Below are 12,281 nucleotides of genomic sequence, written 5' to 3'. Positions count from 1 at the left end.
GCCCCGGGGAAACGATGGACCACCACCAGCTGGAACCGCACGATCACGCCACCGAGCCCGTCGGCGTGATCGCCATCGACGCGGGCAACAGCAAGACCGATGTCGCCCTGGTCGGCGCCGACGGGCAGCTGCTCGGCACCGCGCGCGGCGGCGGCTTCACGCCGCACCTGGACGGTCCCGAGACGGCCGTCGCCACGCTCGCGCCGCTGATCGCGGCGGCAGCCCGGGCGGCGGGGCTCGGCGCCACCGCCGGGCCGCTCGGGCAGCACCTCCAGGCCTGCCTGGCCAATGCCGATCTGCCGGTCGAGGAGCAGCAGCTGGAGCGCGCGCTGGCCGCGTACGGCTGGGGCCGCACGGTCGCCGTCAGCAACGACACCTTCGGACTGCTGCGGGCCGGCAGCGCCACCCCGTACGGGGTGGCGGTGGTCTGCGGGGCCGGGATCAACTGCGTCGGCCTGCTGCCCGACGGCCGCACCGTGCGGTTCCCCGCGCTCGGCCAGCTGACCGGCGACTGGGGCGGCGGCGGCGGGCTGGCCGCCGAGGCGATGTGGCACGCCACCCGGGCCGAGGACGGGCGCGGTACGGCGACCGCGCTGGCCCCCGCGATCGCCGCGCACTTCGGGCTGCCCGACGCCACCGCCGTCGCCGAGGCGCTGCACCTGCGCAAGCTGGGCCAGGAGCGGCTCCACGAGGTGGTGCCGCTGATCTTCGGCTGCGCGGAGCGGGGCGATCAGGCGGCGCTGGAGCTGATCGACCGTCAGGCCGACGAGATCACCAGGCTGGTGCGGGTCGCGCTCACCCGGCTCGAACTGCTGGACACCCCGACCCCGCTGGTGCTGGGCGGCGGGGTGCTGGCCGCCGAGCACCCGCTGCTGCTGGACAACCTGACCGCCCGGCTGCACGCCCTGGCCCCGCAGGCGCTGCCTCGGATCGTCACCGCTCCCCCGGTGCTCGGCGCGGCGCTGCTCGGCCTGGACCGGCTGGCCGACGGGGGCCTGGGCGGCGGCGAGGCGGCCCAGCGGCGGCTGCGCGAGGCGTACGGCAGCACGACGGCGGCGGTGGTGGCGTAGCGCCGCCCTTTGCCCGCTGTACCTACTGGTAGGTACGATGCCTCGCATGGACACCTCCGGATCGAACGCCGCCGGGCCGAACGCCGCCGGGCCGAACGCTGCCGAGCGCCTGATCGAGAGCACCCGCGAGCTGCTCTGGGAGCGCGGGTACGTCGGCACCAGCCCCAAGGCGATCCAGCAGCGGTCGGGAGTGGGCCAGGGCAGCATGTACCACCACTTCGACGGCAAGCCCGACCTGGCGCTGGCCGCGATCACCCGCACCGCACAGGAGGTCCGGGCCGGCGCCGAGGCGGACTTCGCCGGCCCCGGCACCGCGCTGGAGCGGATCACCGCCTACCTGCGCCGGGAGCGGGACGTCCTCAAGGGCTGCCCCGTCGGGCGGCTCACCCAGGACCCGGAGGTGATCGCGGACCCGATGCTGCGCCAGCCGGTCGAGGAGACCTTCGGCTGGCTGCACGGCCGGCTGGCCGAACTGCTCGCCGAGGGCCTCGCGAACGGCGAGTTCAGCGCGGAACTCGACCCGGCGGCCACCGCCGGCGCCGTCGTCGCGGTGGTCCAGGGCGGCTACGTGCTGGCCAGGGCGGCCCAGTCGCGGCAGCCGTTCGACGAGGCCGTCACGGGCGCGCTCGGCCTGCTCGCCGCCCGGAGCACGACCGGCCACTGACGGGCGGGCCCGCGAAGACCGTCAGGCGTCACCGTGGATCAGGCCCGCGATCGCCTCCGGGGTGGCGTCCAGGGCGGCCATGCTCTCCAGCACGTTGAAGTAGTCGCGCGAGACGGCGATCAGCCCGTCGCGGACCCGGACCACCATGATGTAGGTGAAGGCGAACGGCCGTCCGGTCGAGCTCACCGTGCCGCGCACCTGGTACTCGGCCACCACCACCTCGGGGTCGTCCGTGTCGTGCAGGTGCAGGACGTCGACACCGGTGTACACCCACCGGCCGGCCCGCTCCTTCAGCCGGGTCCGGAACTCCTCGCGGCCGTGCGAGACCTTGGGCGCGCCGGCCGGGGCGAACGGCATCTCGATCACCACGTCGGGCGCGTAGAGGTCGGCGAGTTCGTCGCGGGTGCCGTGCACGACGGTGTGGAACAGCTTCTCCAGCACCTGGCGCGGGGTCAGGACGGTTTCGGACATGGGAGTGCTCCTCCGGAGTCGGCAGAACGGGACCGGTGGAATCGGAACGGTGGCCCCGCTTCAGTATCCGGAGAGTCCGCCCCGCTTGTCTACCCCCCGCTTGTCTACCCCCCGCTTGCCGACGCCCCGTCAGATCTCCTGCGGCGACATCCGCAGCTCCCGGACCACCTCCACCGCGACCGGCGGGTACGGCAGTTCGGCGGGCAGCAGCGCGGCGGCCGCCGACCGGTCACCGGCCCGCACCAGATCCCGCACCCGGTGGGCGAGCGGCGTGACGTCGCGCACCGCGCGCAGCCAGTGGTCGGCGTAGTCGCGGGTGGCGCGGCCCGCCAGGCCCAGTTGGAGCGAGCGGTGGCCCAGCGGGTTGAGGTCCAGGTCGCGCTCCGGGTCCCACTGCACCCGCACCGTGCTCTCCTTCAGCCGCTTCGACCAGGCGGCGCGGTCGGCGTGCACCTCGGAGTCGTAGTGCGAGAGGACGGCCCGGCCGAGCGCGGACTCGAAGCCGGCCCGGGTGATCTCCAGGGCCAGCACCACCTCCTGGCCCGGCTTGGTGCCGTAGCCGCTGCGGTACATCATCCAGCGGAAGCTCGGCTTGATCCAGGTCATCCGGCTGCGGCTCCAGTCGGCCGGGAACTCCCCGTGCCGGGCCGCGTGCTCGCCGATCGCGGGCGGGTAGGCCTGGTAGACCGTCACCGTCTGCTCGGTGTAGGCGGCGCGGATCTGCCGGACCGGCAGTGGGGCGGCTTCGCTGCTCTCGTGCTGCATCGGGTCAGTCTGCACCGGGCGGGTGGCCACCGTCACCGGGATTACGAGGCACTCGGGACTCTTCCTTGGGCCACTCTTGGGCTGTTCATGGCCGACCGGGAATCCCCTCGTGATCCGACCGTTGCCTGGCCGAGACCTCCGACCCAACGGCTTGTTAGGTGAGCCTTGCCTGGCTTACTGTCTGCGGCGACACCCTCATTCCGACCCCACCGGAGCAAGCCTTGTCCAGCGGTCAGATCGCCCTCCTCGGGGCCATCGCAGGCTTCACCATCTACCTCGGCCTGCCGATCGGACGGCTGCGCAACCCGGCGCCCCGGCTGCGGGCCGGCCTGAACGCGCTGGCCATCGGGATCCTGATCTTCCTGATCTGGGACGTGCTCACGCACGCCTGGGACCCCACCGACCAGGCACTGACCGAGAAGCACTGGGGCACCGCGATCAGCGGCGCGCTGGTGCTGGCCACCGGCCTGGGGATCGGGCTGGTCGGGCTGGTCTACTACGACCGCTGGAACGCCCGGCGGCGGGCCAAGGCGGCCGGTGTCGAGGGCGCGAAGGCCGGCGCGGCCGAGCTGGCGATGATGATCGCGGTCGGCATCGGCCTGCACAACTTCGCCGAGGGCCTGGCGATCGGCAACTCGGCCGCGCGCGGCGAGATATCGCTGGCCGTGCTGCTGATCATCGGCTTCGGCCTGCACAACGCGACCGAGGGCTTCGGCATCGTGGCCCCGCTGGCCGCCGAGGGCACCCGCCCGTCCTGGGGCAGCCTCGGCCTGCTCGGCCTGATCGGCGGCGGCCCGACCTTCGCCGGCACCCTGGTCGGCCAGCACCTGGTCAACGACAAGCTGAGCATCGCGTTCCTGGGCCTGGCGGCCGGCTCGATCCTCTACGTCGTCATCGAGCTGCTCGCGGTGGCCCGGCGGGCGGCGCTCAAGGAGTTGACCACCTGGCTGATCCTGGCGGGCGTGCTGCTGGGCTTCGCCACCGACGCGATCGTGACGGCCGGCGGGGCGTGAACCGCGCCTGAGCGCGTCGAGCGACTGCGAGGGGGGCGCCGGTCGGCGCCCCCCTCAGTGGTTCAGCGCCCGGCGAGTTGCTCGCGCACCCAAGCCGCCAGCCGCACGGCGCAGTCGTCCACCGAGTCCCGCCAGGCCTTCGCCGCGCCCTCGCCGGCCTCGTCGCTGACGTACTTGACCAGCCGGACCGGAACTCCCGCGCGCTGGGCGGCGGCAGCGACGGCATAGCCCTCCATGTCGACCAACTCGGCCGCGGCGGCCAGCCGGTCGCGGGCGGCGTGGTCGGAGACGAAGAGGTCGCCGGTGGCGAGCACGGCGCCGTCGGCGGCCAGGGTGAGCGGGCCGCCGAAGCTCTGGCCGGTGAGCTGCCGCAGCACCCTGGTGTCCAGGTCGTGTTGGAGCACCGTGCCGATCAGGTGGATCCGACCGTCCAGCCCGGGCCGCAGCGCGCCGGCCGTCCCGAGGTTGATCACCTCGGCCGGGTGCGGGCCGCTCGCCAGGACGGTGGCCAGCGCGGTGGCGGCGTTCACCTTGCCCATGCCGGTGAGCAGGACCGGCAGGTCCTCGCCCAGGTGGGCGGCCTCCTCGGCGACGGCGAGGACCAGGAGCGGGCGGTCAGGGGCGACGGTTCCGATCAGCTGCATGCGCCCGATCGTACTGAGACAGGCCCGCGTACTCAGCCGTCGGCGCCGAACCGGTGCTTCAGGTTGGGGTCGTCCAGCCACCACGGGCGCAGCCCGACCTCGGCCGGCTCGGCCTCGCCGCCCTCGCCGCCCTCCGCCCCGGCCGCCTGGGCCGCCTCCGCTGCCGCCGCGTACTGCGCGTCCAGCACCGCGTCCACCGCCGCCGTCTCCTCGCGGCCCTGCACGATCATCCGGCGGATCAGCGCGCAGAGGAACGGCAGGCCGACCAGATCGCCCAGCACCCAGAGCGCGTTGCCGCCCCAGGTCTGGTCCTGCGCGATGCTCGGGCCCCAGGGGCGGTCCAGCGTGACGTAGTAGTGCTCGGCGACGATGTGACCGCCGTAGATCAGCACGATGCCGAGCGCCGCGTCGAAGATCACCTCGACGAAGGTGATCACGAGCCCGATCAGGTGCGGGTACTCGTGGCCGACCGGGTCCAGTTGCAGCCGGGGCCAGAAGTAGGCCAGCCCGAGCAGCACCAGCGAGACGTGCAGCCCGATGTTCCAGGCGCCGCTGCTCAGACTCTTCTCGTACCAGGGGGTGAAGTAGAGCAGCCACGGCGGCGCCAGCAGCAGCACGGTGGAGACCGCCGGGAACATCAGCACCTTGGACGGCCCGCTGCGCAGCGCCCGCAGGATCCGCTCCCGGCGGTCCGGCGGCGAGGCCTCGGCCAGCAGCGAGACCGGCGCACCCATCGCGATCAGCAGCGGGACCAGCATCAGCAGCAGGACCACCTGGACGGCCCGGTCGGTGAACAGGATCCGGTCGTAGACGCCGATGCCCGAGCAGGTGACCCAGATCCAGAGCAGCAGCCCGCCGAAGAAGTTCAGCGTGCGGGTCGGCTGCCAGCGCTGCCCGGCCCGGGCCAGCGTGCGCAGACCGAGCAGGTAGCCGCCGCCGAGCAGCGCGCAGAGCGCCAGCACCACCGGCTCGGCGGTCCACGAGGTGGCCAGGTCGGCCCACTGCCACGGCGGCGGGCCGTGGTATCCGGCGGCTTCGGCCAGGACTGCTGTGCTCTGCATCGTTCGCGCTCCATGCTCCGCCCGGGTGCGGCGGGTTCCCACGCCATCATGGCCGACCGCGAGTCGATCACCGGCAGCGGGGCACCGACGCCACGCCGTCCAGCGCGCCACCCGCCGGTGGCCCGGCGCCGCAACCGCACTAAGGTTCAGTCGCGTCTTGGCGCAAGTCACGTGTGGCTGTCGGACGCGGTGGCCATACTGCTGGCAACGGGCCGGTCCTGACCGTCGGGGTGGCCTTGGGGGAAGGTGGGGCGGGTGGCAACACCAGCGCAGACGGCGGCACGACCGCCGGGACAGGGTGGCGGCGCGCCACCACCGTATCCACGACGCCCACCGACGCCGCCGCGGGCGCGACGGCGCGACCGCTGGCGGGCCGCGGCCCGCACCGCGCCCGGGCAGCTGCGGCTGACCGGGACCGCCCTGGTGGTCCTGGTGCTCGCCTTCGGCGCCCTGACGGGGTGGCAGGTGGCCGACCGCAGCAGCGCGGCCGACCAGGTGGTCACCCACAGCCAGCCGCTGAGCCAGAACGCGACCGAGATCTACCGCTCGCTGGCGGACGCCGACACCACGGCGGCCTCCGGTTTCCTGCTGGCCGGCGGCGAACCGCGCGAGGTCCGCCAGCGCTACCAGGACGACCTGGCGAACGCCGCCCAACTGCTCACCCAGGCCGCCGCGCAGAGCGCAGGCGCAGGCCGGGCGCAGACCTGGATCGACCAGCTCAACCAGCAACTGCCGGTCTACTCGGGCCTGGTGGAGACCGCGCGGACCAACGACCGGCAGGGCCTGCCGTTGGGCGCGGCCTACCTGAGCTACGCCTCCAACCAGATGCAGAGCCAGCTGCTGCCGGCCGCCCAGCACCTGTCCGACGCCGAACTCGCCCGGCTGAACCAGGACTACGCCGACGCCCAGGCCACCCCCTGGGCGGCCTACGTGCTCGGCGCGCTGCTCCTGGCCGGCCTGCTCTGGGTGCAGGTCCGGCTGTTCCGGCGCACCAACCGGGTGCTCAACCTCGGGTTGCTGGGCGCCACCGGCGCGCTGCTGGCCACCCTGCTCTGGCTGACCGTCGGGGTGCTGGCCGCCGACTCGGCGCTCTCGGACAGCCTCGAGCACGGCTCGACGCCGCTGCAGGCGCTCAACCTGGCCCGGGTGGACTCGCTGCAGGCACGCACCGCGGAGAACCTCAACCTGGTCGCGCGCGGCTCCACCACCCAGTACGCCGACCAGTGGACCAAGACCTCGGCGGCCGACTCCGGCGCCCTGGCCAATGCCCAACAGCTGGCCCCGAGCGGCGCGGCGGCGGACATCAAGGCCGCCCGCGACCAGTTCTCGCTCTGGACCCAGCGGCACACCGCCGCCGACGCCAAGAACAACGCCGGCGACTACCAGGGCGCGCTGGACGGCACGGTGGGCAGTGGCGCGGACAGCGCGCAGCCGGCCTTCCTGGCGCTGGATCAGGACCTGGCGAACGCGGTGAAGGTCGAACAGGCCGACTTCCTGAGCGCGGCGAAGAACGGACGGGACGCCACCGGCACCGTCGTCTACGCCGCCGCCGTGCTCGCCCTGCTGGGTGCGGCGGGCGTGCTGCGCGGGATCGGCCGCCGGCTGGCGGAGTTCCGATGACGGGGGGACGGATGACTCGACGGGTACGGACCTCACTGGTCGCAGCCGCCCTGCTGGCGCCGCTCGCGCTGGCCGGTTCGGCCTCGGGCGTGGCGGGGCGGGCGGCGGTGGCCGGTGCGACGGTCAAGACGGCGGCGCCGACCTGCGATCCCACCAAGAGCCTGCCGCCGAGCAGCAGCGACAGCGGCCCGGCGGTGAGCGCGATCAAGAAGCGCGGCTACCTGATCGCCGGCGTCGACCAGAACAACTACCACTGGGGCTTCCGGGATCCGGCCAGCGGCCAGGTGGAGGGCTTCGACATCGACATCGTGCACGCGATCGCCCAGGCCATCCTGGGTGACCCGAGCAAGGTCGTGTTCAAGATGGTGCCCACCGCGCAACGTATAGAAGCCATCAAGAACGGCCAGGTGGACGTGATCGCGCGTACCATGACGATCACCTGCGACCGGCTGAACGACGTGGCCTTCTCCACGGTCTACTTCCAGGCCGGACAGCAGGTGGTGGTACCGAAGGCGGCCCACGCAACGAGTGTCGACGGCGCACTGAAGGGGAAGACGGTGTGCGTGTCGCAGGCCTCGACCGCGCAGGATCAGCTGAAGCAGGATCCGCGCGGGGTGAAGGCGATCACGGTGGTGGGCAACGACCTCGACTGCCTGGTGCGGATGCAGCTCGGGCAGGTGGACGCGACGCTGACCGACAACGCGATCGCCGTCGGCCAGGCCGCCCAGGACCCGACGGTCCAGGTGGTCGGCCCCTCCATCACCGACGAACCGTACGGCGTGGCGATGTCCAGGACCGCGCCCGACCTGGTGGCCCGGGTGAACCAGGTGCTGGCCGACTACCGCGGCGGTGGTGGTTGGATGGCCAGCTACGACAAGTGGCTCGCGCCCTACCTGGGATCCTCCGACGGCCCGCCGCCCGCGAACTACCTGCCGTGAGAACCGAACTGACCGAGGATTGAGGAGAGAAGGGCGTGGCGTTGACAGGATCCGCTGGCCCGGTGCTGAGCCGGGAGGAGGTGGACCGCGAGCTGTCCCGGCTGAGCGCCGAGCGCGAGGCCGTCGAGGCGGCGCTGCTCGCGCTCCAGGACCATCCCGGCCGGCGCCTGCTGGAGGGCGCGGCCCTGTCCGGGCGCACCGAGGAGCGCTGGTCGGTGGCCAACCAGGGCCTCGGCCTGCTCTGGGCCTTCTTCGACCGCTACTCGGAGGCGCTGGCCGCCGCCCGCGCGGTGCGCTCACGCCGGGTGCGCCCGACCTCGCCCGAACTGGCCGAGCTGAGCGAGCTGTTGCGTGGCCGCGCGGTCACCGTCTCGGGCGGCCAGCTGCCCAACGCGGCGATGCAACTGACGGGCCCTGCCCGGATGGTGGAGCAGATCAGCCTCGGCGAGCTGATGGACCGGATGAACTCCTGGTACGCCACCGTGCTGGAGGTGGTCAGCGCGGCCGACGCGGTCTGGTCCGCGCTGCCGGCCAGGATCGACCTGCTGCTCGCCGAGCTGCGCCGGGTGGCAACGCTTGCCGCCTCGGTCGGCGTGCGGGCCGGCGCGCACCCGCTGGCCGACGAGCTGGGCCGGCTCGAACAGGAGCTGACGGAGCTTCGGGCCCAGGTGCTGGCCGACCCGCTGGCGCTCTGGCGCCCGGCCCGGGTGCCGGCCCAGCGCGGTCGGGAGACCGCGAGCAGCGTGGCCGCCCAGGCGGCCGCGGCCGGCGCGGTGGACACCGAGCGGTTCGACCAGGCCGGCCGGGCGCTGGACAACGTGCGGGTCGAGCTGGAGCAGTTGCTCCGGCTGCGCGACGAGGCGGACGAGCGGCTGCACCAGGTCGCCGACCTGCTGCGGCGCGCGGACGCCACGCTGGGCGAGGCCCGGCAGGCGCGCGGCGAGGTGCTCGCCAAGATCGCGGCGACCGAGGTGCCGGCCGTGCCGGGGCCGCTGGCCGCGCTGCGCGACGGGGTGCACCAGGCCGCCGAGCTGCGCCAGAGCGGGCAGTGGCACCGGCTGGCGCCGCTGCTCGACGCCCTGGAGGAGCAGGCCGCCCAGGAGTTGACCCGGGCCCGGCAGTCGCTGACCGAGGTGACCGCGCCGCTGGCCGTCCGGGCCGAGCTGCGCGGCCGGCTGGACGCCTACAAGGCGATGGCGGCCCGGCTCGGGGTGGCCGAGGACCCCGAGGTGATCGAGCGTTACGAGAAGGCCCGCTGGCTGCTGTGGAGCGCCCCGTGCGATCTGCGCGCGGCAGCGGCGGCGGTGGCGAGATTCCAGCAGGCGCTCCGTCCGGCGGCGGCGCCGCAGGACGCGCGGCGGTACGAAGGACAGGGGGACTGAGAGCCATGGGCGAAGCCTGTGTGCGGCCGGACTGCTCCGGCGGTGTGATCGACGAGGACGGCTACTGCACCGAGTGCGGGCTGGCCCCGCTGTCGGCGACGACCGGTCGGGCCGGTGCGCCGGCGGCCACCGCGACGGCGGGCCCCGGCGCCCGCTGCGCGCGGGCCGGCTGCGCCGGCACCATCGACGCGGACGGATTCTGCGACGAGTGCGGCCTGGCCCCCGAGGGCGGCGCGGCGATCCCGTCCGCCCGGCAGTCGCCGGACTCCTCCTCGGTGCGCTCGATGCCCTCCAGCCGGACCGGCTCGGCCCGTGCCATGTCGGGCCGTTCGCGCTCGCACCGCTCCACCCGCACCGGCACCCGCGGCTCGGTCTCGGTGCGCAGCAGCAAGTCCACCGGCACCACCGCCGGGCGCCCCCGGCTGGGCGCCGGCCTGGTGACGGTCCCCACCGTGCCGACCGCCGACCCCTCGCTGGCCGTGCTGGAGAACCCCGAGGTCCCCGAGCGCAAACGGTTCTGCAGCAAGTGCGAGCGCCCGGTCGGCCGGGAGAAGAACGGCCGCCCGGGCCGCCCGGACGGCTTCTGCAGCAACTGCGGCACCGCGTACTCCTTCACCCCCAAGCTGCGCCGCGGCGATCTGGTCGGCGGCCAGTACGAGGTGCTGGGCTGCCTGGCGCACGGCGGCCTGGGCTGGATCTACCTGGCGGTGGACCGCCGGGTCTCGGACCGCTGGGTGGTGCTCAAGGGCCTGCTGGACAGCGGCGACGAGGACGCGCTGGCGGCGGCGATCGCCGAGCGGCGCTTCCTGGCCGAGGTGGACCACCCGAACATCGTGCGGATCATCAACTTCGTCGAGCACCCGGACCTGCGCACCGGCTCGACCGACGGCTACATCGTGATGGAGTACGTCGGCGGCAAGTCGCTCAAGGACATCGCCAACGAGCGGCGCGGCGCGGACGGCAAGCGCGAGCCGCTGCCGGTCGAGCAGGCCATCGCCTACGGGCTGGAGGCGCTGCCGGCGCTCGGCTACCTGCACAGCCGGGGCCTGATCTACTGCGACTTCAAGATCGACAACGTGATCCAGAGCGAGGACACGCTCAAGGTCATCGACATGGGCGCGGTGCGCCGCTTCGACGACGACGGCCCGATCTACGGCACCGTCGGCTACCAGGCGCCGGAGATCGCCACCGACGGCCCGTCGCCCGCCTCCGACCTGTACACCGTGGCCCGCACCCTGGCCGTGCTCAGCTTCGACTTCCAGGGCTACAGCACCACCTGGGTCGACGAGTTGCCCGGCCCCGAGCAGGTGCCGGTCTTCGCCGAGTACGAGTCCTTCTACCGCCTGCTGGTGCGCGCCACCGACCCCGACCCGAGCCGCCGGTTCTCCTCCGCCGATGAGATGGCCGACCAGCTGACCGGCGTGCTGCGGGAGATCCTGGCGCTCAAGGACCGCAACCCGCGGCCCGCCCTCTCCACCCTGTTCGGTCCCGAACTGCGGGTGGTGGACACCGAGTTGGTGACCGACGGTGAGCCGCCCGCGCCCGGCCTGCCGCGACTGCGGCCGCTGGACGCGGCGGCCACCGCGCTCGCCCTGCCGGTCCCCCGGGTGGACCCGAGCGACCCCAACGCGGGCTTCCTGGCCGCGCTGATGGCCACCCGCGCCGCCGACGTGCTCTCCGCCCTGCAAGGCGCGCCGGTCAACTCGGTGGAACGCCGGCTGCGCGAGCTGCGGGCGCTGATCGAGCTGGGCCGGCACACCGACGCCGCCGCCTCGCTCGCCGAGCTGCAGGCCGGTGACGGGGACGACTGGCGGGTGGTCTGGTACCGCGGCCTGTCCCAGCTGACGGCCGCGGGTGCCGCCGGCGATCCGGCGGCAGCCCGGGCGCTGGCCGAGGCCGCCGCCGAGGCCTTCGACGCGATCTACGACGCCTTCCCCGGCGAGTCCGCGCCCAAGCTGGCGCTCGGCATCTGCGCCGAACTGCTCGGCCACGCCGAGGACGCGGCCGAGTTCTACCGTCTGGTCTGGACCACCGACCACGCCTATGTCAGCGCCGCCTTCGGCCTGGCCCGGGTCTGCCTGGCGGCCGGCGACCGGGCCGGTGCGGTGGCCACCCTGGAGTCCGTCCCGGAGACCTCCAGCCACTACACCGCCGCCCGGATCGCGAGCATCCGGGCCCGGCTGCGCGAGCGCCCGGGCCAGGAGCCGCTGGGCGGCGACCTGCTGGCCGGTTCGGCCCAGCTGAGCTCGCTCGGCCTGGACGACCGGCGGCGCGAGCAGCTCTCGGTGGAGGTGCTGGACGCCGCGCTCGGCTGGGTGCTGGCCGGTCGGCCCACGCCCGCCGCGAGCCGACCGCTGCCGGCCGGCGACGGCGACGTCCAAGTGCTCGGCCACCCCGCCCGGGAGCGCGAGCTGCGGTTCGCCCTGGAACGCTCCTACCGGGTGCTGGCCCGGCTGGCGGAGCGGGCCGAGGACCGGATCGAACTGGTCGAGCGGGCCAACCGCACCCGCCCGCGAACCTGGGTGTGACGATGATGGAGTTTCAGCGGGTCTGCCCGTTCTGCGCCGAACCGCTCGACCCGCAGGACGTCTTCTGCGAGGCCTGCGGGCGCCACCTGGCGTCCGCCGCCGAGCGCGGCGAGGAGCAGCAACCG

Annotated in this window: 11 protein-coding genes; 7 read left to right on the top strand and 4 right to left on the bottom strand. The window is 73.9% G+C overall.

What is annotated here, in order from left to right; all coding sequences use genetic code 11:
- The first annotated feature begins 14 nt into the window (after nucleotides 1-14).
- On the top strand, nucleotides 15-1,070 hold the full coding sequence (locus P3T41_RS07270; protein ID WP_280688760.1) for a BadF/BadG/BcrA/BcrD ATPase family protein: 1,056 nt from the start codon (nucleotides 15-17) through the stop codon (nucleotides 1,068-1,070).
- Nucleotides 1,071-1,116: 46 nt separating this feature from the next.
- Nucleotides 1,117-1,734 (top strand): TetR/AcrR family transcriptional regulator, encoded by a 618-nt coding sequence (locus tag P3T41_RS07265; protein ID WP_280688759.1) that lies wholly within the window; start codon nucleotides 1,117-1,119, stop codon nucleotides 1,732-1,734.
- Nucleotides 1,735-1,755: 21 nt separating this feature from the next.
- Here the strand turns inward: P3T41_RS07265 and P3T41_RS07260 are convergent, their stop codons facing one another.
- Nucleotides 1,756-2,205 (bottom strand): nuclear transport factor 2 family protein, encoded by a 450-nt coding sequence (locus P3T41_RS07260; RefSeq protein ID WP_280688758.1) that lies wholly within the window; start codon nucleotides 2,203-2,205, stop codon nucleotides 1,756-1,758.
- A 129-nt stretch (nucleotides 2,206-2,334) separates the two neighbouring features.
- Nucleotides 2,335-2,970: a DUF4291 domain-containing protein gene (locus tag P3T41_RS07255; RefSeq protein WP_280688757.1), complete on the bottom strand. Its 636-nt coding sequence runs from the start codon at nucleotides 2,968-2,970 to the stop codon at nucleotides 2,335-2,337.
- Nucleotides 2,971-3,191: 221 nt separating this feature from the next.
- Here P3T41_RS07255 and P3T41_RS07250 point away from each other — a divergent pair, with 221 nt between their 5' ends.
- Nucleotides 3,192-3,983, top strand: a complete 792-nt coding sequence (locus tag P3T41_RS07250) for a ZIP family metal transporter (RefSeq protein ID WP_280688756.1) — start codon at nucleotides 3,192-3,194, stop codon at nucleotides 3,981-3,983.
- A 62-nt stretch (nucleotides 3,984-4,045) separates the two neighbouring features.
- Here P3T41_RS07250 and P3T41_RS07245 read toward each other — a convergent pair whose 3' ends face one another.
- The gene (locus P3T41_RS07245; protein WP_280688755.1) at nucleotides 4,046-4,627 is read right to left on the bottom strand and encodes a nucleosidase; all 582 of its coding nucleotides are present in this window, start codon (nucleotides 4,625-4,627) and stop codon (nucleotides 4,046-4,048) included.
- Nucleotides 4,628-4,659: 32 nt separating this feature from the next.
- The gene (locus tag P3T41_RS07240) at nucleotides 4,660-5,688 is read right to left on the bottom strand and encodes a cytochrome c oxidase assembly protein (RefSeq protein ID WP_280688754.1); all 1,029 of its coding nucleotides are present in this window, start codon (nucleotides 5,686-5,688) and stop codon (nucleotides 4,660-4,662) included.
- 255 nt (nucleotides 5,689-5,943) lie between these two features.
- Between P3T41_RS07240 and P3T41_RS07235 the strand changes: the two genes are divergently transcribed.
- From P3T41_RS07235 to P3T41_RS07220, 4 genes are read left to right on the top strand one after another with little or no spacing between them, the layout of a single operon-like run.
- Nucleotides 5,944-7,308 carry a hypothetical protein gene (locus tag P3T41_RS07235; RefSeq protein WP_280688753.1) on the top strand — a complete coding sequence of 455 codons (1,365 nt, stop codon included), beginning with the start codon at nucleotides 5,944-5,946 and terminating at the stop codon, nucleotides 7,306-7,308.
- 11 nt (nucleotides 7,309-7,319) lie between these two features.
- Entirely contained in the window at nucleotides 7,320-8,246 is a 927-nt protein-coding gene (locus P3T41_RS07230; RefSeq protein ID WP_280688752.1) for a glutamate ABC transporter substrate-binding protein, read from the top strand.
- A gap of 35 nt (nucleotides 8,247-8,281) precedes the next feature.
- Complete coding sequence (locus tag P3T41_RS07225) at nucleotides 8,282-9,628, top strand: hypothetical protein (RefSeq protein WP_280688751.1); 1,347 nt, start codon at nucleotides 8,282-8,284, stop codon at nucleotides 9,626-9,628.
- A gap of 5 nt (nucleotides 9,629-9,633) precedes the next feature.
- Nucleotides 9,634-12,156 carry a serine/threonine-protein kinase gene (locus P3T41_RS07220; protein ID WP_280688750.1) on the top strand — a complete coding sequence of 841 codons (2,523 nt, stop codon included), beginning with the start codon at nucleotides 9,634-9,636 and terminating at the stop codon, nucleotides 12,154-12,156.
- Nucleotides 12,157-12,281: the final 125 nt, after the last annotated feature.

The sequence above is a fragment of the Kitasatospora sp. GAS204B genome (assembly GCF_029892155.1).
GTDB lineage: Bacteria > Actinomycetota > Actinomycetes > Streptomycetales > Streptomycetaceae > Kitasatospora.
The sequence above is the reverse complement of the archived record's forward strand: the minus strand, read 5'-3'. Positions and strand labels throughout refer to the sequence as shown.